We start from the raw sequence: 20,557 nt of genomic DNA, 5'->3' as shown, positions 1-20,557 counted from the left end.
GCCAAATCATAACCTGATTTTTCGACAGGCAGGGAGTATTTGCTACTGGCTGTTCTCTTTTCTAAAGAAAGTTTGTGTACTATATGGCCAATGTTTGGACAATTTCATTGGGTTTAGCGTTTGCCGCCAGCTTCGGAACAGCTACGGCGCAATCCAATCTTTCCCTTACCAATTATACCTATTCGCCTTCCAGAACTACGGTTGGTTCGATACGAACGGTTAATCTGGCCGGTCGATTTAAGCTAGTGGGACCCAATGCCTCTTTATTTAAGCTCGACAAAAACAACCAGCTATCGATCCGGCCTGATGTGGCAAAGGCATCGGCCCCCTGGTATGACCTTGTTTTTGAACGTAAAGCAGGTCGTAGCAGCATTCGGGATACGTTTCGGATTGTGAAAGATGAGTTTGTGCACAATCAGGTTATTGCGCATCGGGGCGCCTGGAAGAAGTTGGGTACGAGTGAAAATTCACTGGCATCGCTGCAAAATGCTATCAAATTAGGCTGTATGGGCAGCGAATTCGACGTGCATATGTCGGCCGATTCGGTGCTATTCGTAAATCACGATGCTCATATTCAGGGACTGGCAATAGAAAAAACGCCGTCGGCCGAACTGAAAAAACTGAAACTCAGCAATGGAGAATCGTTACCAACGCTGGAAGCGTATCTGACCGAGGGCATCAAACAAAACCATACGCGGTTGATTCTGGAAATAAAAACATCGACACTGGGCAAGGAACGATCGATGGCGCTGACCGAACGGATTTTGCGGATGGTCCACCGTCTGAAAGCACAAGCCTGGGTCGACTACATCGCGTTCGATTATGATGTCTGCAAAAAAGTGAAGGAACTCAACCCGGATGCTACTGTAACCTACCTGAACGGTGATAAATCGCCCGAGCAACTGGCCGCCGACCATGTAGACGGCCTGGACTATCATTTCAGCGTGCTGAAAAAGAACGAAGGCTGGATCAGCGACGCGCAGCAACGCAAACTCACCGTGAATGTCTGGACGGTCAATGATCAGGACAGTTTGCGGTGGTTTCTGGAGCGGCACGTCAATTTCATTACCACCAACGAGCCCGAACTGCTTTTGGGAATGATTGAATGATTGAATTGTTGAATGATTGAGCGTGTGCTACTTATTCAACAATTCAATCATTCAACAATTCAATCATTCAACAATTCAATCATTCAACAATTCAATCATTCTCCAATGCCTTACTCAGAACCGTTTCGGCCCCTTCTTTCAGCAATGCATCGAGTTTTTCGGCTACAGCATCCATAAAACCCGGTAAGGCCGTTAGGTCGGTTAGCCAGAGCGATTTGTCGGACAAAACACTTTTTACGAACGCCAGAACCGACGCATAGTCGTTTTCCTTCACAGTTTGCCAGTCGCCGTAGAAATAGCCTGCACGTTCGTCGCGGATGGGGTACGTTACAACGCCCCCGCCTGTCGAAATCTCACCGTAGAACTGACCATTTTCCTGCCGGATGGCTTTCATGAATAGCAGATAAGCAGCAAAGCCCAGCGACATAAGTTTCGGGACGGCGTTGAACTGCTGATAATAGCGCTGAATGGTTTCGACGTTCCGGGCCTGCATTTTAGCTGTTTCCTGAAGTGAAATGTTCAGTAGCAAATGATCGAGATAGGGATTACTGAAGCGATCGAGAACGTCGTGGGCAAATTGCGCAACATCGGCTTTATCCATGCCCGGAATGCCATAGTCTGGTACGGTCGGCACAATTTCATTGAGCATCAGCGACTCGACAAACTTGCTCATCGTTGGGTGCTTCATCTCATCGGCCACCGTTTCGAGACCCAGCAAATAGCCCAGTGGCATGGTGAGCGTATGGGTGCCGTTCAGCACGCGGAGCTTGCGCTCTTTGTAGAAATTGATGTCTTCGTCGATAATAATCTGCGGAGTGCCCGGTCCGGCAAATTCAAGTGTTTGTTTAACGCGGTCGTCACCTTCAATCGCCCACAAATGATAAGGCTCAGTGAACGTCAGCAGATCGTCTTCATAGCCCAGTTCCTGTTCCAGTTCCTGCTTGGCCTCGTCGGTCGGGCGGGTAACAATCCGGTCGACCAGCGAATTACAGAAGCGGACGTGGAATTTGAGCCATTTGGTAAACAGTTTGCCTAGCTCATTGAAGGCGGCTAATTTCTCGACTGCTTCGCGGAGCTTCAGCCCATTGTCAGTAACGAGTTCGGTTGGAATCACCACCAGCCCCTTGGCTTTAGAGCCACCAACGCTACGGAAACGTTCGTAGAGAAACGCCGTGAGCTTAGCCGGAAACGACTGAGGGGGGTGTTGAAAAATACTTTCTTCGGTGTAATTCAGACCAACTTCCGTAGTGTTGGAGATAATGATCTGAAGTTTAGGATTTCGGGCCAGGAGCAGAATTTCGTTCCATTGTGTCTGTGCCGCCAGTACGCGGCTAATTGCCGACACAACAGTTGTTTCTGCTACCTCCTTGCCTTGCCGAACCCCCCGAACAGCTACCGTATACAGGTTATCCTGATCCGAGAATTCGTTAGTCTGGTTATCAGTCGATTTGACAACAACAATCGAACCATTGAACCGTCCTTCTGAATTTGCTTTTTGGACCAGATAATCGGGAAGGCCGCGTAGCAGCACACCCGTGCCGAACTGGAGGATTTTTTCGGGCAAAGCAGGAGCGGGATTCGTCGAGCGGGATAGTTTAGACATAGTTGGGTGGGCAGCAGTCTTCTCTGCAATCATCAGATAAGAAATTCATTAAGTATTGTGTAAAAATGAAATGTATCGTTCATTTTTCATAATTCGGCAATAATACGGATAACCTCGCTAACCGTTTCCTCAATTTTATTGAACGCACGATTCGCCAAGAGATCTTTTGGGAAAAGCTGCGATCCCATCCCAACCGCAACAGCACCGGCCGTAAACCATTTTGACAGGCTTTCCCGATTGGGTTCTACTCCGCCCGTTACCATGGCCGTAGCAAACGGAAGTGGCCCTTTCAGACTTTTAACAAAGGTTGGACCCAGCACTTCGCCCGGAAAAACCTTTACAATTTCAACACCCCATTCGTGAGCCGTAGTGATTTCAGTTAATGTTGCACAACCGGGCATATAAGCTACTTTTCGACGGTTGCAGAGCCGGGCAATTTCTTCGTTGAAAGTAGGTCCAACAATGAAATCGGCACCGAGTTGCAAATAAAGAGCCGCCGTTGGCCCATCGAGAATGGTACCTGCGCCAAGAGCCAGGTCCGGAAATTCGTAAGCGCAAATCCGGCTCAGGTTTGCAAATCGTTCGTGGGCAAAATCGCCCCGATTGGTAAACTCAAAGGCGCGAACACCAGCCCGGTAGCAGGCCGACAGAACGCCCATACAAATTTCGTCGTCGGGGTGGTAAAATACGGGAACCAGTGGTACCTGCCTAATTGTCTGATAAAGCGCTAGTCGTGAAATACGAGCCATTCGTGTTTGGGTTTTATGGTTTGTAGTTTATGGTTTATGGTTGCGCAGCCTATTCATGACCTAAATGAGCGGAGCAACCATAAACTATAAACCATAAACCGAATTTATCTTCTCAATTTCCCGGAGCTGTCTCCGGCTTCGAGGGTTTCTATTTCTGTAACGGTCGCCAGGTTAACATCGCCGGGAATGGTATGTTTCAGCGCCGAAGCGGCTGCGCCAAATTCGACGGCTCGTTGTGGGTCCCGAAACGTCAGCAGCCCATAAATCAGTCCGGCCATATAGGCATCGCCCGTGCCAATGCGGTCGATGATGGGCTGGATGTCATAAACTCTCGATTTATAGACTGTGTTTCCGTCGAATACTTTTGCCGATAGCTGGTTGTACGACGCGCTTACGGAATTCCGTTTTGTGTCGGTGATGTATTTAATATTGGGGAATCGCTGCATCATAGCACGGCCTGCCTCCTGAAACGTGCTGCCTACCACGCCATACAGCTCAGAAAACAGGGCCTTATTGCCCAAAACGAGTGTACAGCCTTCTGTGATGGCTGGCATAATCTCCTGGGGTGTTCGGCCATATTGCCATAGATTGCTGCGGTAAACAATATCGCCCGAAACCGGAACTCCGAGCCGGTTAGCTGTTTTGATACCTGCCAGCAAACAATCTGCCGCGCCCTGCGACAGAGCAGGCGTAATGCCTGTCCAGTGGAACCACGACGCCCCATCCAGAACCGCATCCCAGTCGACATCATTGTCGCTGATGCGGGCAAACGCCGAGTCGGCCCGGTCGTAAACGATTTGGCTAGCCCGGCTTCCAGAACCAATTTCGAGAAAATACAGCCCCAGCCGCCCGTCGCCATAGCTGACATGCTGCGTACCTACACCATACCGGCGCAGATAGCCCGCAGCCGACCGCCCCAGTGCGTGATTGGGGAAACGGGTAACGTGGGCCGTATTGAGTCCTAATTGGGCCAGCGACACAGCAACATTTGCTTCTGTGCCGCCAAAGTGCATCGTTAGTGAATTGGTTTGTATAAAACGTTCAACCCCCGGAGGGCTAAGCCGGAGCATGACTTCGCCGAAAGTGATAACTTTCATTTATGATAACAGAAGGTAAATGAGAAAGTGGCAAGTTAAGGCATCCTGTTAAAAATAGGGTAGTATTTATTTAGGACTTAATACGCCCCAATGACCAGCTTTTTCCAGTTCCTCGGCTTTTACAGGATCTAATTTGGGTAAAATTAAATGAATAATGATCAGGGCCGTCAGGTAAGCACCGCTGGTTATGATAAACATCGGTAAGTAGCCGAAGGCCGTTATGATTCGGCCCGACAGCAGGGCCAGCAATATTCCGCCTACCGCTCCAAACATGCCGCCAATACCTGTAACGGATGCCACCACGTTACGCGGAAACAGATCCGACGCAAAGGTGTACATATTAGCCGACCAGCCCTGGTGAGCCGCCGTGGCCAGCGAAATGAGCCCAATGGCCACGGTCAGGCTGTTGGTTTGGGCGGCAAAAAATATGGGTACTACGCACAGGGCGCAGATTAACATTGTGGTTTTACGGGCCCGGTTGGCCGACCAGCCCAGGCTCATAAACTGCGTGCTGAGCCAGCCGAAAAATATGCTTCCCGCATCGGAAACAACATAAATGATCAGAAAGGGAAGACCAAAACTCTTGAGGTCGAGTTTTTGATCAAGAGCATCGTTTGAGTTGAAAAAATCGGGTAGCCAGGTCATGTAAAACCACCAGATCGGATCGGCCAGGAACTTACCAACGGCAAATGCCCAGGTTTGTTTAAAGCCCAGTAGTTGCCCCCACGATGGTCGTATGGGAGTCGGCTTTTCCTGCCCTCGACGAATGTAGGCCAGCTCTGCCGACGAAACTTTCGTATTTCGTTCCGGCTTGCTATACGTGAACCACCAGAAGCCCAGTAGCACAAAGCCCAGAACGCCAGTCAGGAAGAACGAGCTTCGCCAGCCTAGTTGCAGAATCAGATAGGGTATAACCAGCGCTGTCAGAATAATACCTACATTGGTTCCGGCATTGAACAGCCCATGCGCAAAGGATCGCTCCCGGCGAGGAAACCATTCTGATATGGTTTTGACCGACGACGGGAAATTAGCCGATTCGCCCAGGCCCAGGATGGCGCGTGTCCACCGCAACCCTACAATACTCTGAACAAACGTTGTTAGGGTGGCCGCAATGCTCCATACCATAATGCCCAGTGCAAAACCTCGTCGGGTACCAATCTTGTCAATTAACCAGCCAACTAGCAGAAAGCCAATAGCATAGGCGAATTTAAAGGCCGCATCAACATCGCTATACAAAATCTTGAATCGGTCAATGGCCTCCTTGGTCAGTTCCTGATCGAGAGGCAGGCCAAGCATTTCTTTTCGGAAAAGATCGTCGGTCATGGTAAACGAAAGTACCTGCCGATCAATATAATTGATGGTCGTTGCCAGAAACAGCAGCGCGACAATTCGCCAGCGGAAACGACCGGGTGTTGTGAGTGTTTGCAAAACAATCGGACTGCCAAAGCAGTGGTAGCTAGTTGGGGAGAAAAGAAGTCCGAAGTGCTTTTTTACCTAATCGGGTGGTTAGAAATTAAGGATTGGTCGTAAGTTCGCAGCCAATTCCCGACGATAACCACCAATTTCTAACTCGTTAATCTATGCTTGAACAAACCTGGCGATGGTTCGGTCCTAACGACCCCGTATCGCTGCCTGATGTACGACAGGCCGGAGCTACCGGCATCGTAACAGCGCTGCATCATATCCCGAATGGCGACGTTTGGCCTATCGATGAAATCAAAACCCGAAAAACACAAATTGAACAAACTGGACTGACATGGTCGGTGGTTGAAAGTATACCCGTTCATGAAGGCATAAAAACCCGTTCGGGCGACTTTCTGCGATACATCGAAAACTATAAGGAGTCGATTGTTAATCTGGCTCAGGCAGGCATCGATACGGTTTGTTATAACTTTATGCCTGTTCTCGACTGGACCCGAACGGATCTCGATTACCCAATGCCCGATGGATCTACCGGCCTTCGGTTCGATGCTACCGAGTTTGCCGCCTTTGAGCTTTATCTTTTGCAACGCCCTGGCGCTCATTATCTCTATACCGATGAGCAGAAAAAAGCAGCTAAAGTGAAGCTCGATTCAATGAGCGATGCAGATGTTAAACGGCTCACCCGAACCATTATAGCTGGCTTGCCAGGATCGGAAGAAAGCTATACCGTAGAGAAATTTCGTGACGCCTTGGATGCGTATAAAGACATCAGCGACCGCGAGCTGCGGCAGAATCTATATGCGTTTTTGCGCGAAATTGTTCCAGTAGCCGAGTCGGTCGGTGTTCGACTGTCGATCCATCCCGACGATCCGCCGTATCCGATTCTGGGGCTCCCTCGGGTAGTAAGCACCGAAGCCGACGCCCGGGCGCTGCTGGCTGCGGCCGATTCGCCAGCCAATGGTATCTGTTTCTGTACGGGGTCCTATGGCGTTCGGGCCGACAATGACCTGGTCGGAATGGTTGAACGGTTGGGGAATAAAATGCATTTTATTCACCTGCGCAGTACCGAGCGGTTTGCCGACGGCAGTTTTCAGGAAGCGAACCATCTGGAAGGAAATGTGCCGATGGTGGGGGTGATGCGGGCATTGCTCAACGAACGCAAACGACGGGAAGCCGAAGGACGGAATGATTTACGGATGCCTTTCCGACCCGACCACGGCCACCGGATGCTCGACGACCTCACATCGGGTAAGCGAACCAATCCGGGGTACACGGCCATAGGTCGGCTGCGTGGACTGGCCGAGTTGCGCGGCCTGATGGTGGCGCTGTTGAGCTAGTTTATTGAGTGATTGAGTGAATACTATATGCTCTATAGTGGGTCATGTGGCTAATCTACAGGTTAATCACTCAACCGCTGATTCACTCATTATTCCTAAAAAATAAGCAGAAAGCCGGGAAGAAAAGCCCGGTTTTCGCTTTTATAGGTATGAATACACATTTGCAATCCCCCGCTTTTCTGTCCGACGATTTTCTGCTCCAGACCGAAACGGCCCGGCGGCTCTATCATGAGTATGCCCAGGCGATGCCGATTATTGATTATCACTGCCATTTGCCACCCGATCAGATTGCCGCCGACAGGCAGTTTGAGAACATGACGCAGCTATGGCTCTATGGCGACCATTACAAATGGCGGGCCATGCGTACACACGGCATTTCCGAACGCTACTGTACAGGCGACGCATCGGATTGGGAGAAATTTGAAAAATGGGCCGAAACCGTGCCTTATACCGTTCGCAATCCACTCTACCACTGGTCGCATCTGGAGCTAAAAAATCCATTTGGCCTGACCGATGTTCTGAGTCCGGAAACGGCGCAATCAGTTTATGATACCTGCAACGAGCAATTGCCCAATTTATCGACCCGGACACTGCTTCGGCATTTCGATGTTCGGGTAGTTTGTACAACCGACGATCCAACCGATTCGCTGGAATATCACCGTACGATTGCCAAAAGTGGGTTTTCGGTGAAAGTGCTGCCCACCTTCCGGCCCGACAAAGCAATGGCCGTCGATGATCCGAGGGCGTTCAGAGCGTATGTTCGCAAAGTAGCTGAGGTCACTAATCGCGACATACGCACGCTGGATGAATATCTTGATGCCCTGAAATCCCGTCACGATTATTTTGCCGGGATGGGTTGCCGCCTGTCGGACCATGGACTGGAAACGGTATATGCCGAGCCGTATCTGGAAAACGAAATCAAGATCATTTTCGATAACCTGATGCTGAATTGGAGCGATGGTTTGCACGTCCTGAGTCCAAAGGATAACCTAAAATTCAAGTCGTTTATGCTGGTTCAGTTTGCCGAATGGGATCACGAAAAAGGCTGGACCCAGCAGTTTCATCTGGGGGCTTTACGGAACAATAATCTTCGGCAATTGCGCACGCTTGGGCCCGATACGGGCTGGGACAGTATTGGCGATTTCCCGCAGGCCGTAGCCCTGTCGCGCTTTCTGGGCGAACTCGATAACCGGAATAAACTGGCCAAAACCATTCTGTATAACCTGAATCCTGCCGATAATGAAGTGATTGCTACTATGGTTGGCAATTTCAATGATGGCTCCGTGCGGGGCAAAATTCAGTTTGGTTCGGGCTGGTGGTTTCTGGATCAGAAAGATGGCATGGAAAAACAAATCAATGCGCTCTCAAACATGGGTCTACTGAGTGCTTTTGTGGGTATGCTGACCGATTCGCGAAGTTTTGTCTCCTACAGCCGCCACGAATATTTCCGGCGAATTCTATGCAACCTCTTTGGCAACGACATCGAAAACGGCGAATTGCCCAACGATGTGAACTGGATTGGTCAGATTGTGCAGGACATTTGCTACCGAAATGCCGAACAGTATTTTGGGTTTTAATAAGTTGGTCATTAGCCTACGGCGTCATTGGTTATTAGAAAAAAAAGCAGTTCATAATGACTAATCACCAGTGCCCAATGACGCCGTAGGCTAATGACCTCATTCCCGATTATGCATCACACCTTTATCGATACAAATGGAATTCGTCTGCACGTTGTGCAGGATGGCCCGGCCGATGGTCCGCTGGTTATTCTGTTGCATGGGTTCCCTGAATTCTGGTATGGGTGGTATCGTCAGATTTCCGAACTGGCCAAAGCGGGTTATTGGGTGTGGGCGCCCGATCAGCGCGGCTACAACCTGAGTGATAAACCGCAGAACCTGGCGTCGTATTCGATTGATACCCTGGCGGCCGATATAATAGGTCTTATCGATGCAGCACGAAGGCAAAAAGCAGTAGTGGTTGGTCATGATTGGGGAGCTGCCGTAGCCTGGTGGACTGCCGTTGTCTATCCCGAACGACTTGAGCGGTTGGTTGTGTTGAACGTGCCGCATCCGGTTGTGATGAAGCGTTTTGCCAGTCGTAATCTGGAACAGATGCTACGAAGCTGGTACATTGGCTTTTTCCAATTACCGAAACTTCCCGAGCGACTTCTTGCCCGAAACAACTACCGGTTGCTGGTTAAAACGTTGCTGGGTAGCAGTCGGCCAGGAACCTTTACCCGAGCCGATCTGGAGCAGTATAAAACAGCCTGGTCGCAGCCGGGCGCGCTGATGGCCATGATCAACTGGTATCGAGCGTTGTGGCGCTCGCCCGAATCGCGTCAGAAAAGTATCCGGGTCAAAGTACCTACCTTGTTGATCTGGGGCGCTCAGGATCATTTCCTGATGCAGGAAATGGCTACATTTAGCATCGATCTGTGCGATAATGGCAGGCTGCTGTTACTTCAAAAGGCCACTCATTGGGTCCAGCACGAAGAAGCAAACAGGGTTCTGGAAGGAATAAAGGGAGAAGTAACAATATAGAAGATACGTATGGTAACTTGTTTTAGGCCGGTTGTAACCGTGCCACGGCTTCAACCGACCCAAAACAAGTTATTGCTTATATACCTTACCGTCTTTCATAACAAACTGAACCGTCTGGAGCGTTTTGATATTCTGAAGAGGGTTGTCGCCTACGGCAATAATGTCGGCCAGCTTTCCGGTTTCGATAGAACCAATTTGCGCATCCATGCCCAGTAGCTTGGCGTTGGTCATCAACGCCGATTTGATAGCTTCTACAGCAGGCATACCAGCCTCAACCATGTATTCGAATTCTTTGGCGTTGTAGCCATGAATAAACACCCCGGCATCGGTGCCAAACGCAATATTTACGCCCGCTTTGTAGGCTTTGGCAAACGTAGCCTGAATTTTTGGCCCAATAGCCAGTGCCTTTGGGGTTACTAAAGCTGGATAGTAGCCAAACATTCGGGCGGAATCGGCAACGGTTTTTCCGGCAATGATGGTTGGGACAAAATGCGTACCGTATTTTTTGAAAAGCTCGATGGCTTCGTCGTCCATATAGGTGCCGTGTTCAATGGTCTGCACACCGGCCCGAATAGCTCGTTTCATCCCTTCGGCACCGTGAGCATGGGCTGCTACCGAAAACCCATAATCTTTAGCTGCATCGACAACGGCCTTCACTTCTTCTTCCGTAAACTGGGGGCCCGAACCGTCTTTGGCATTGCTTAGCACCCCTCCCGTTGCGGTGATCTTAATCACATCGGAGCCGTCTTTATAGCGCTGACGAACGGCTTTTCGGGCATCTTCAGGGCTGTTAATAACGCCTTCGGCTGGGCCCGGATCGCCCATCAGATCCTTACGGTAACCGTTGGTTGGGTCGGCATGGCCCCCCGTAGTGGCAATGGCTTTACCTGCCGTGAAAATGCGCGGACCATCGACAAGACCACCATTAACAGCATTGCGAAGCGCAACGTTTACGCCCGAGCCACCCAGATCGCGAACGGTTGTGAAACCAGCCAGGAGCGTGGTTTTAGCATATTTCGAAGCCTGAAAAGCAATGTCAGGAACGTTTTTGGTAAATCCGTCAATCGCACCACCCCGGCGAGTCTGGCTTTCGAGGTGAACGTGCATGTCGATCAGGCCGGGCAATACGGTTTTTGATTTCAGATCGACCACTACATCTTTTCCGGCTGGGGTCATATAGCCTTTCTGAACGGCAGTGATTTTGTTACCTTCAACAACAACGGTCATTTGGGGTTGAAGCGTGTTGCCGGTGCCGTCGAACAGGTTTCCGCAATGAATGAGGGTGCGCTGGGCAAACAAAGGAGCCGTCAGCAGCGATAGCCCTGCCAGCAAGTATAGTTTTCTCATAAAAGATTGTTGGTTGGGTACAAAAAAGGCTGCAACCAATCGTTGCAGCCCTTAATCTACAAAAAAGACACCGAACATCTTTTATAATTTGGTGACCTGAACAACCGCTGTTTGTGGTTGCCCAACGGTAGAGGTGCTCGGATAAGGATTCACTTCGCGCAAAAGCACCTTATAGGTCGAATTGCCCAGCAAAACACCGGTGGAATCCCGACGGTCAGGGTCTGATGGTTTAATGCCGGCTCCGATAGCCAGCCGCACCGTGGTTGAATCCGAATCGTTCGCTAAGAGAAGTTTTACCTTGGCTTCACCAGCCCAGATGCAATTGGCGTCCATCGGACAGCGACTGTCCTGTATGGAGTCGACCCGTACGGCAACATCGGTTCCAACGCGGCCCGACTGATGAATACCTAGCGACACCCGATCGGTTGGCGTTGTTTCTGAAGAAGAGTTACAGGCTGTAAAAAAAACGGTTCCAACGATGAGTAAACCAGCAAGTCGTTTTGTGTAATCAAACATAGTCCTTAGTATTTTTCTTAAGGATTCCGCTGCTGGAAAAACCGTTGGACTGCCAACTTATTTTTTTACAATTACGCCATCGGCCACAAAAGTCAATGCTTTTTCGGGCTCGTTAATTTTGGCAATTTCTTCTTTCGATTTACCTGCATCTTCGGCATAATGACGAAGTTCGTCCACGGGCGTTACGGTTGTTTCGGCCGTGCCCTGAACAACTACCGTTTTGCCGACAATATCTTTCGGTACAAAAAAACCATAATCTTTGAAGGTTACCCGCATGGTTTGCCCATCGCCGGTTTTAACCTTCATCCAGCACCCCTTTACCTGGCAAACCGATTCGACCGTTCCTTCAACTTTGGCGGGCATTTTATCGCTGCTGCCCATTTTGGTTGTTAGCTCGGTGGCCGGAATGGCACCTTTTTCTGTGATTTTTTTTCCATGATAGCTTACGCCCTGCGCCAATGCACCAAACGAAGCGCCAGTCAGTAAACCAATGATCAACAGTTTTTTCATGATCGTAGACGTATTTGACAATTAGATGGACAAATATACAGAATGATCGTGGCTTTGCCTTTGAACCTTCGTTTGTGGTCGGTTATCAAATTTCAGGCTCAATTTCAGTAGGTTTGATGGAAAATTGTCATTAGTTAGTGATTGTTCATTAGAAAATAGATACTCCAATAACTAATAACCAATCACTAATTGCCAATGACCATTGACAAACAAAATAGAATGCGACTATACCAAGGCTTTTTTATCGGATTGAGCGTGCTGGCCGTTGCGGCCTGCCAGACTAAAGAAAACGATGAGACCCCAGTCCGTACAACCTTCTTCGATAAATCGGGAATGGATACGACCGTGCTGCCAGGTAACGATTTTTTTACCTATGCCAACGGAAACTGGGTGAAAAAAACCAAAATTCCGGACGACCAGACCGGCTGGGGATCGTTTTATCAGATTTATGACGACAACCAGAAGAAAACCCGCTCGATTCTGGAAGAAGCGGCAAAAGCCGATGCCAAAACCGGAAGTGTTGAGCAGAAGGTGGGCGATTTCTACGCCAGCGGCATGGACACCACTACCATCGATAAACTTGGGTATGAGCCTATAAAAGCCGAACTGACCAAAATTTCCGCACTGACCGATTACAAGCAAGTTCTGAATTATCTGGCCGCCGATCAAACCAATCGGGGGGGGGAGTTTATCGGTTTTTATGTTGGGGCCGATGACCGACAGAGTTCGATAAACCGTATTAATTTCATTCAGGCCGGATTGTCGCTGCCCGAAAAAGAATACTATACCCGCACCGACGAAGCCACGAAAAAAATCCGGTCGGCCTTTGTGGCCTACATAACCCGGCTGTTTACGATGGTTGGTGTTGATTCGGTGTCGGCGCGTACTAAAGCCGATGCCATTCTGGAATTTGAAACGGCCCTGGCCAAATCGCACAAAGCACCGGCCGACCTGCGCGATCCGGTTGCCAATTACAACAAACTGGCTGTAGCCGATCTGACCCGGCAGATGCCTAACCTGAACTGGCGAAACCTGCTCAACACAATGGGACTCGAACGGGTCGATACGGTGCTGGTAGGGCAGCCCGGCTATTATCAGGCATTAGATAAAACTTTGCCTACTACCCCCATCAGTCTGCTGAAAGATCGGCTTGTTTTCGATTTGCTGGATCATAATGCCAGCCTGCTCAGCAAAGAGTTTGAGAAGGCCAGTTTCGAATTCAACAGCAAAACACTCTACGGCCAGCCCCAGCAACCCGAACGTTGGAAACGCATGGCCGACCGCACCGATGGGGCACTGGGTGAAGCATTGGGGCAATTGTGGGTAAAGAAATACTTCCCGGCTGAGGCCAAAGAACGAATGCTGACCCTGGTCGATAACTTGCAGAAAGTGTATCGCGAGCGGATTGAAAAGCTCGATTGGATGGCCCCCGAAACCAAAAAAGTGGCGCTGACAAAGCTGGATAAATTTGTTAAGAAAATTGGCTACCCCGACAAATGGAAAGATTATTCGGATGTAGACATCAAACGCGACGACTTTTATGGCAACGTGCAGCGGGCGCGGGTGCATCATTACAAGGAGGATTTTGCCAAAATCAATCGCCCCGTCGATCGCACCGAGTGGGGTATGACGCCCCCAACCGTAAATGCTTATGCAAATCCAACCAACAACGAAGTGGTGTTTCCGGCGGGGATTCTGCAATTTCCGTTTTTTGATAAAGATGCCGATGATGCCATTAACTACGGTGGCATTGGTATGGTGATTGGGCACGAAATGACCCACCTGTTCGATGATCAGGGTCGCCAATACGATGCCAACGGCAACCTGCGCGACTGGTGGACCAAAGCCGATGCCGAACGATTCAATACAAAAACTCAGGCAATTGTTACCCAATACAATGGCTACACCGTACTGGACAATCTGCACCTGAATGGTAAACTGACATTGGGCGAAAATCTGGCCGATCTGGGCGGCATTACGCTGGCTTATGAAGCATTTAAACTGACCAAAGAGGGACAAAGTACAGAGAAAATCGACGGTTTTACGCCCGATCAGCGATTCTTTCTCGGCTTTGCGCAGGTTTGGCGCATCAAAGTACGCGACGAAACCGAACGGGCTGGCATCACAACCGATCCGCACTCTCCAGCTAAATTCCGGGTCAATGGTCCACTAACCAACTTCGAGCCATTCTACCGGGCGTTTAATGTGCAGCCGGGCCAGAAAATGTATAAACCGGAAGTCGATCAGGCAAAGGTATGGTAGACCTGCTGGCACTAGTGACATCATTATACCGAAATAGCGAAAGAATATACCGGGCGGCTGTGAGGCTGCCCGTATAATTTTGTGCCAGACAAAATGGAATTACTCATGAAAGCAATCATTCTTACCGATTTCGGGAGTGTTGATAATCTGGTGTTGAGCGATATAGAGGTGCCAGTTGCTGCCAATGGCGATGTGCTGATAAAAACCAGCGCAATTAGCGTGAATCCGATTGATGTGAAAACCCGCGCGGGCAAAGGCGTGTCGGCTCTCCTGAAAAATACGCAGCCAATGATTCTGGGGTGGGATATTTCGGGAGTAGTGGTCGAGTCGAAAACGGCGGTATTTAAGCCGGGCGATGAGGTGTTTGGGATGGCTAACTTTCCGGGATTGGGCAAAACATACGCTGAATACGTATCGGTTCCAGCTAACCATCTGACGCTAAAACCAGCGTCTATTTCTCATGCAGAGGCCGCAGCGGCCAGTCTGGCGGCTCTGACGGCCTGGCAGGCACTGGTTTCACACGCAACCATTCGGCCCGGTCAGCGCGTACTCATTCACGCAGCTGCGGGTGGTGTTGGGCATTTTGCGGTGCAGATTGCCCGGCAGATGGGCGCTTATGTGATTGGTACGGCGTCGGCACAAAACCGGGATTTTGTACTGTCGATCGGGGCCAATGAACATATCGACTACAAAGCGCAACCACTGGCCGAAGCAACGCAGGATATTGATTTCGTACTGGATGCCATCGGTGGTGAAAACATCGACCATTCGCTGGCCGTAATGAAGCCGGGAGCAACCATCATCAGCATTCCATCGGGAAAGAATGAACTGGTGAAGGAGAAAGCCGAGGCCAACGGAATGATTGGCTACCCAATCCGGGTGCAGTCGAACGGGGGCGATATGAAGCAACTTGCCGACCTGCTGGCCGATGGCCGGATGAAAGCGCATGTGTCGCAAACGTTTGGATTCGATGAAATGAAAAAAGCTCATCAGCAAATCGAAACCGGCAAAACGCAGGGAAAACTTGTGGTGTTGCCTGGGTGAAAGAGTATTGTGGTATAGATTACTGCGACGGCAGGCCTGCTTTTGTGGGTAATTATTTTCTGAGAAGCTATTCGTATTTTTTACTAATGCGAATGCTATTTTGATAAGGGAATTACGCTGTTAAACCGAGGTTGTATTTGAAAAATTCAATTTGCAAGTGGATAAATACTTAATTAATCAGTAGTTAACCAGTTTCTAATTCACTTCTAATCCATTTCCAAGACCGCTCCAATGGGGTCGTGTTTCTTTTGTTTTCATAAAAACAAGGACACACCCTATGAGCCAAAATCGTGTTTCCCGGCTGTTTCTGCCGGCTGCAATTCTTCTGCTCGCCACGGGTAATCGACTCAACGCTCAGTCAGCACAGACGTTGACAATGGCGCAGGCTCTGGATGCCACGGCCCGCAATTACCCGGCGTTAAAAGCCCGACTAGCCGAAACCGCTGCTGCCCGTTCGGAGACGAACGCCATGAAGGCGGGCTATCTGCCATCGGTTATCTGGCAAAATCAGGCCCTTTATGCTACCTCCAATCAGGTGCGGGGTACATTCTTCCCGAACGAAGGGACGGCTATTCCAACCTCGGGCGGTATTAAGCCAAATGGCTACACCAGTAATGCCGTCTGGACAAGCTTCAGCACCCTGTTTGTAAACTGGAAAGCCATTAATTTCGGTAAGTATAAAGCCGATCTGAGTGCAGCCCATGCGGGCGAAGCCACGGCGCAGGCTGCCTACGATCGGGCTTTATTCGAGCAGCGTGTTCAAACCGCCGATGCCTATCTGCTAACCATTATTTTCGATCAGGCAACACGCATTCAGCAGGCTAATCTAAATCGCGTACGCGATTTTCAGACGGTGATGCTGGCGGGTTCACGGGCCGGGCTTCGGCCGGGTGTCGATAGTTCACTGGCGGCTGCGGAAGTATCGAAAGCCGAACTCCTGCTGCTCGAAAGTCAGCGTATTGCGCAGGCGCAACGTTTACGGCTATCCGAACTGACGGGCGTTCCGGTAGCCTCCATTAAACTCGATACGACGGCTTTTCGGCGGGCTGCTCCTCAGGTATTCGAAATTCCTGATTCCAGTATTGCGGCCAATCCCATTCTACGCTATTACCGCCGTCGGATCGACTTTGGGCAGGCTCGTCAGCGTGCTATCCGGCAGTCGTACTGGCCCAGTATTTCGGTTATTGGTGGCTTGTGGGCCAGAGGATCGGGGATTAGCGATAAAACGGCCGACAATGGCGATTTTATCTACAATTCGTCGCTGGGAGCCGGGTTGCCATTTCGGGCCTATAACTACCTGGCCGGGGTTAGCATGAACTGGCGCGTATCGGATATTTTCAGGATTCGGCGCGAAGAACAAACCCAGCAGTTTCGGAACGAGAGTGCCCGGCACGATTATGATGAACAGGCGTTGCGTATTAAAACCCAGCAGGAAACGGCCGAGCTTCAATTGGGTAATGCCTACGAAGCACTGAAGAAAGTGCCGGTTCAACTGGCAGCGGCTCAGGCCGCTTTTTCGCAGGCCAACTCGCGCTACGGAGCGGGTTTGAGCAGTATTCTGGAACTCACGCAGGCAACAGCGGTGCTGAATCGTGCCGAAATTGATCAGTCGGTGGCTGTCAACAATGTCTGGCGGTACTTGCTGCTGAAAGCAGCTGCTGCCGGGAGTATCGACGATTTTCTTAAACTGACTTCTCAACCATAAGATGAAAAAACTGATCACAGGGGCACTTTCGAGCCCAATTACCGTAGTTGTGGCTGTGCTGGGCGTTGTTGTCTTCGCGGTCATGGCCTTGCTGCAAATCCCGGTCGATATTTTCCCGAAACTCAATCTGCCAACAATCTATATTGCCCAGCCCTATGGCGGTATGACACCGGCTCAGATGGAGGGCTTTATTGCCACGCGCTACCAGAACCAGATGCTGTATGTGTCGGGGATCAAAAACGTAGAAGTAAAAAACGTACAGGGGCTTTGTATCGTAAAGCTCAGCTTCTACGAAAGTACGAACATGGCACAGGCGGCTGGCGAGGTTGCCAATCAGGTGAGCCGCGTGATGAACTACATGCCACCCGGCACCGTGCCGCCCACCGTTGTGCGGTTCGATGCTACGAGCCTGCCGGTGGGGGAGCTGGTGTTCAGTAGCAAAAAAGCCAGCCTGGACGAAATGCAAGACCTTGCCTCAACCCGTATAAGGCCACTTTTCTCGCAGATTCCGGGGGCCTCGTCGCCACCGCCGTTTGGGGGTAACGAACGTACGGTGGTGGTCCGGGTAAACCCCGAAGCCATGCGTAGCTACGAAATGACGCCCGACGATGTGGTGCAGGCGGTGATGAAAAACAACCAGATTTCTCCGGCTGGAAACGTGCGTATCGGCGATTATACGCTCATGACACCGACCAATACGCTGGTCGACAAAGTCAGTGATTTTCTGAATATTCCTGTTAAAGAGGGAGCCGGACCAACCGTATTCCTGCGCGACATTGCTACGGTTGAAGATGCTTCTGACGTGACGGTGGGATATGCCCTGGTTAATGGAAAGCGGTCGGTTTATATTCCGGTTACGAAAACGGCCGATGCCAGTACGATGGATGTGGTTAGTGCGCTAAAAGCGAAACTGCCCGAAATGCAGTCGCTGCTGCCCGATTACATTAAGATCCAATACGAGTTCGACCAGTCGGTTTACGTAATCAATTCCGTAAAAAGTCTGGCGTCGGAGGGGATTATCGGGGCTTTGCTGACGGGCCTGATGGTGTATTTGTTCCTGCGCGATATTCGGTCGTCGCTGGTGGTTATTGTGACCATTCCGGTGTCAGTGCTGAGTTCCATATTTTTGCTGAACCTCTTTGGGCAGACCATTAACATCATGACCCTGTCGGGGCTGGCGCTGGCCGTAGGTATTCTGGTCGATGAAGCCACCGTAACGGTAGAAAACATTCACCAGCATCTGGAAATGGGTAAGGCCAAAGCACGTGCTATTCTGGATGCCTGTCGGGAAATTCTGCTGCCCAAACTGCTGATTCTGATTTGTATTCTGGCGGTGTTTGCCCCTGCCTTTCTGATGACGGGCGTGCCCCGTGGGATGTTCCTGCCGCTGTCGCTGGCCGTTGGCTTCTCCATGATTGCGTCGTTCCTGTTCTCGCAAACGCTGGTTCCGGTTTTGGCTAACTGGTGGTTGAAAGATCATGAACATGAATCTCCGCATCAGCTTGAGGTAGCTAAAGATTTGTCGCTGAATGTAGAGCATGTCGTAGAAGGCTACGAGAAAGGACACCAGAACGAAGTGACCGGTTTTGAACGGTTCAAACTTCGCTATCTGCGGATGCTGGATGGGCTGTTAAAACAGCGTAGAATCGTGATTGGCTTATATCTGCTGATTAGCTTTGGCCTGACGGCGCTTGGGTTTTCTCTGATTGGTCAGGACCTGATGCCCCGCCAGGACCACGCCCGTCAGTTCCAGCTTCGGATTACGGCACCCGAAGGAACCCGTATCGAAAAAACAGAACAGCAGACCATCCGGGTCATTAACCTCATCAAAGACATTGTTGGGGCGAAAAACGTGGAAATTTCGTCGGCATTCGTCGGTATGATTCCATCCAGCTATGGTACCAGTGCGCTGTATATTTTCAATGCCGGTCCGCACGAGTCGGTGCTTCAGGTGAACCTGTCAGAAGAATACGAAGTGGCATCGCTCGATAATCTGAAAGAGAAAATTCGGCAGGCTGTACATAAACAACTGCCCGAAGACAACATTTCGTTCGAGCCAATCGAACTGACCGATAAAATCATGAGCCAGGGCGCCAATACACCCATCGAGATTGCGGTAGCTGGTAAGAACCTGAATGATGCCGAAGACTATGCCAAAAAGCTGGAAGCCAAACTGCATACGATTCCGTACCTGCGCGACATTCGTATCAATCAACCCTTGAACTATCCGTCGATTGATATTGAGATCGATCGGGAGCGGGCGGCACAAATGGGCCTAACGGCCGACCAGATTGCCCGGTCGCTGGTGGCGGCTACTTCGTCGAGTCGGTTTACGGCCAAGAACTTCTGGCTCGACAAGAGCAAAGGCTTTGCCTATCAGGTACAGGTTCAGTTGCCCGAATACCAGATGAATTCGATGCAGGATATTGAAAACGTACCGCTGGTGAAAGGGCAGCTTCGGCCAACACTGGGCGATGTGGCTACGGTTCGCCGGAGTACCCTGCCGGGCGAGCTTGACCGGAACGGCCCTCGTCGTCTGGTAACGGTATCGGCCAATATTTATAAGAAAGACCTGGGCACGGCCACCCGCGATGTGACTAAGGCCATGAAAGAAGTTGGGCAGCCACCTAAAGGAACTATTGCCAATCTGGGTGGTATGGCTCAATTGCTGATCGATACATTCAGCAGTCTTCAGTCGGGGCTGGCGCTGGCGGTTATTGTAATCTTCCTGTTGCTGTCGGCAAACTTCCAGTCCTTTAAAGTGTCGTTTGTGGTGCTGGTAACGGTGCCTGCCGTACTGGCCGGGTCGCTGGGGTTATTGCTGGCTACGGGCAGTACGCTGAACCTTCAATCGTACATGGGTATCATCATGTCGGTAGGGGTGTCGGTGGCTAACGCCGTGTTGCTCGTGACCAGTGCCGAAGGCCTGCGACTCGAATACCGGAGTGCCACTGAAGCCTCCCGCGTGGCTGGCGCAACCCGTTTGCGTCCGATTCTGATGACGGCCATTGCTATGATTGTGGGTATGATTCCGATGGCCAGCGGGATGAGCGAATCGGGCGATCAGACGGCACCATTGGGTCGGGCGGTTATTGGTGGGTTGCTGGCCTCAACGTTTGCGGCCTTGCTGATTCTGCCGGTTGCGTTTGCACTGGTACAGCAGAAAACCACCTTCGAATCGGTATCGCTCAACCCCGAAGATATCGAAAGCCCCTACTACGATGGGAAGTTGAGTCCTGAACTTGAAGCTATCTAATAAACACAGTTTAACCTATTCGGCCGGAGCCAGCTATCGGCTCCGGCACGGATAATGCTC

15 protein-coding genes are annotated in these 20,557 nt (G+C 50.6%); 8 read left to right on the top strand and 7 right to left on the bottom strand.

From position 1 onward, the window contains the following. The first annotated feature begins 83 nt into the window (after positions 1-83). Positions 84-1,109, top strand: coding sequence for a glycerophosphodiester phosphodiesterase family protein (locus tag WBJ53_RS23095; RefSeq protein ID WP_338870563.1), 1,026 nt, complete (start codon positions 84-86; stop codon positions 1,107-1,109). A 91-nt stretch (positions 1,110-1,200) separates the two neighbouring features. Here WBJ53_RS23095 and WBJ53_RS23090 read toward each other — a convergent pair whose 3' ends face one another. The 4 genes from WBJ53_RS23090 to WBJ53_RS23075 form a co-directional block, all read right to left on the bottom strand. After that, positions 1,201-2,712, bottom strand: coding sequence for a tagaturonate reductase (locus WBJ53_RS23090; RefSeq protein WP_338870561.1), 1,512 nt, complete (start codon positions 2,710-2,712; stop codon positions 1,201-1,203). An 86-nt stretch (positions 2,713-2,798) separates the two neighbouring features. After that, positions 2,799-3,461: a bifunctional 4-hydroxy-2-oxoglutarate aldolase/2-dehydro-3-deoxy-phosphogluconate aldolase gene (locus tag WBJ53_RS23085; RefSeq protein WP_338870559.1), complete on the bottom strand. Its 663-nt coding sequence runs from the start codon at positions 3,459-3,461 to the stop codon at positions 2,799-2,801. A 104-nt stretch (positions 3,462-3,565) separates the two neighbouring features. Next, entirely contained in the window at positions 3,566-4,558 is a 993-nt protein-coding gene (locus tag WBJ53_RS23080) for a sugar kinase (protein ID WP_338870557.1), read from the bottom strand. A gap of 66 nt (positions 4,559-4,624) precedes the next feature. Further along, positions 4,625-5,986 carry an MFS transporter gene (locus WBJ53_RS23075; protein WP_338870555.1) on the bottom strand — a complete coding sequence of 454 codons (1,362 nt, stop codon included), beginning with the start codon at positions 5,984-5,986 and terminating at the stop codon, positions 4,625-4,627. Positions 5,987-6,138: 152 nt separating this feature from the next. Between WBJ53_RS23075 and uxuA the strand changes: the two genes are divergently transcribed. The 3 genes from uxuA (at position 6,139) to WBJ53_RS23060 (ending at position 9,857) form a co-directional block, all read left to right on the top strand. After that, positions 6,139-7,317 (top strand): mannonate dehydratase, encoded by a 1,179-nt coding sequence (uxuA, locus tag WBJ53_RS23070; protein WP_338870553.1) that lies wholly within the window; start codon positions 6,139-6,141, stop codon positions 7,315-7,317. A gap of 149 nt (positions 7,318-7,466) precedes the next feature. Next, positions 7,467-8,894 carry a glucuronate isomerase gene (uxaC, locus tag WBJ53_RS23065; RefSeq protein WP_338870551.1) on the top strand — a complete coding sequence of 476 codons (1,428 nt, stop codon included), beginning with the start codon at positions 7,467-7,469 and terminating at the stop codon, positions 8,892-8,894. A 111-nt stretch (positions 8,895-9,005) separates the two neighbouring features. Next, positions 9,006-9,857, top strand: coding sequence for an alpha/beta hydrolase (locus WBJ53_RS23060; RefSeq protein ID WP_338870549.1), 852 nt, complete (start codon positions 9,006-9,008; stop codon positions 9,855-9,857). Positions 9,858-9,926: 69 nt separating this feature from the next. Here the strand turns inward: WBJ53_RS23060 and WBJ53_RS23055 are convergent, their stop codons facing one another. From WBJ53_RS23055 to WBJ53_RS23045, 3 genes are all read right to left on the bottom strand, one after another. Continuing rightward, positions 9,927-11,204 (bottom strand): amidohydrolase family protein, encoded by a 1,278-nt coding sequence (locus WBJ53_RS23055; protein ID WP_338870547.1) that lies wholly within the window; start codon positions 11,202-11,204, stop codon positions 9,927-9,929. A gap of 81 nt (positions 11,205-11,285) precedes the next feature. Beyond that, on the bottom strand, positions 11,286-11,720 hold the full coding sequence (locus WBJ53_RS23050) for a hypothetical protein (RefSeq protein ID WP_338870545.1): 435 nt from the start codon (positions 11,718-11,720) through the stop codon (positions 11,286-11,288). Between the two features lie 57 nt (positions 11,721-11,777). Beyond that, complete coding sequence (locus WBJ53_RS23045; RefSeq protein WP_338870543.1) at positions 11,778-12,230, bottom strand: DUF4920 domain-containing protein; 453 nt, start codon at positions 12,228-12,230, stop codon at positions 11,778-11,780. Positions 12,231-12,449: 219 nt separating this feature from the next. Here WBJ53_RS23045 and WBJ53_RS23040 point away from each other — a divergent pair, with 219 nt between their 5' ends. The 4 genes from WBJ53_RS23040 (at position 12,450) to WBJ53_RS23025 (ending at position 20,497) form a co-directional block, all read left to right on the top strand. After that, on the top strand, positions 12,450-14,492 hold the full coding sequence (locus WBJ53_RS23040; protein ID WP_338870541.1) for a M13 family metallopeptidase: 2,043 nt from the start codon (positions 12,450-12,452) through the stop codon (positions 14,490-14,492). Between the two features lie 105 nt (positions 14,493-14,597). Then, a complete protein-coding gene (locus tag WBJ53_RS23035; protein WP_338870539.1) occupies positions 14,598-15,536 on the top strand; it encodes an NADP-dependent oxidoreductase in 939 nt (312 codons plus the stop codon). A 277-nt stretch (positions 15,537-15,813) separates the two neighbouring features. Further along, positions 15,814-17,241, top strand: coding sequence for a TolC family protein (locus WBJ53_RS23030; protein ID WP_338870537.1), 1,428 nt, complete (start codon positions 15,814-15,816; stop codon positions 17,239-17,241). Between the two features lies 1 nt (position 17,242). Further along, positions 17,243-20,497 carry an efflux RND transporter permease subunit gene (locus WBJ53_RS23025; RefSeq protein ID WP_338870536.1) on the top strand — a complete coding sequence of 1,085 codons (3,255 nt, stop codon included), beginning with the start codon at positions 17,243-17,245 and terminating at the stop codon, positions 20,495-20,497. Positions 20,498-20,557 lie beyond the last annotated feature (60 nt).

This window comes from Spirosoma sp. SC4-14 (assembly GCF_037201965.1).
GTDB lineage: Bacteria > Bacteroidota > Bacteroidia > Cytophagales > Spirosomataceae > Spirosoma.
Note: the sequence above shows the minus strand (reverse complement) of the source record. Positions and strands in the feature narration are given on the sequence as shown.

Bases quoted from the DNA above. Each gene is read 5' to 3' on its own strand.
- WBJ53_RS23095 (WP_338870563.1), top strand. From the start codon at position 84: ATGGCCAATGTTTGGACAATTTCATTGGGTTTAGCGTTTGCCGCCAGC.
- WBJ53_RS23090 (WP_338870561.1), bottom strand. From the start codon at position 2,712: ATGTCTAAACTATCCCGCTCGACGAATCCCGCTCCTGCTTTGCCCGAA.
- WBJ53_RS23085 (WP_338870559.1), bottom strand. From the start codon at position 3,461: ATGGCTCGTATTTCACGACTAGCGCTTTATCAGACAATTAGGCAGGTA.
- WBJ53_RS23080 (WP_338870557.1), bottom strand. From the start codon at position 4,558: ATGAAAGTTATCACTTTCGGCGAAGTCATGCTCCGGCTTAGCCCTCCG.
- uxuA (WP_338870553.1), top strand. From the start codon at position 6,139: ATGCTTGAACAAACCTGGCGATGGTTCGGTCCTAACGACCCCGTATCG.
- uxaC (WP_338870551.1), top strand. From the start codon at position 7,467: ATGAATACACATTTGCAATCCCCCGCTTTTCTGTCCGACGATTTTCTG.
- WBJ53_RS23060 (WP_338870549.1), top strand. From the start codon at position 9,006: ATGCATCACACCTTTATCGATACAAATGGAATTCGTCTGCACGTTGTG.
- WBJ53_RS23055 (WP_338870547.1), bottom strand. From the start codon at position 11,204: ATGAGAAAACTATACTTGCTGGCAGGGCTATCGCTGCTGACGGCTCCT.
- WBJ53_RS23050 (WP_338870545.1), bottom strand. From the start codon at position 11,720: ATGTTTGATTACACAAAACGACTTGCTGGTTTACTCATCGTTGGAACC.
- WBJ53_RS23045 (WP_338870543.1), bottom strand. From the start codon at position 12,230: ATGAAAAAACTGTTGATCATTGGTTTACTGACTGGCGCTTCGTTTGGT.
- WBJ53_RS23040 (WP_338870541.1), top strand. From the start codon at position 12,450: ATGCGACTATACCAAGGCTTTTTTATCGGATTGAGCGTGCTGGCCGTT.
- WBJ53_RS23035 (WP_338870539.1), top strand. From the start codon at position 14,598: ATGAAAGCAATCATTCTTACCGATTTCGGGAGTGTTGATAATCTGGTG.
- WBJ53_RS23030 (WP_338870537.1), top strand. From the start codon at position 15,814: ATGAGCCAAAATCGTGTTTCCCGGCTGTTTCTGCCGGCTGCAATTCTT.
- WBJ53_RS23025 (WP_338870536.1), top strand. From the start codon at position 17,243: ATGAAAAAACTGATCACAGGGGCACTTTCGAGCCCAATTACCGTAGTT.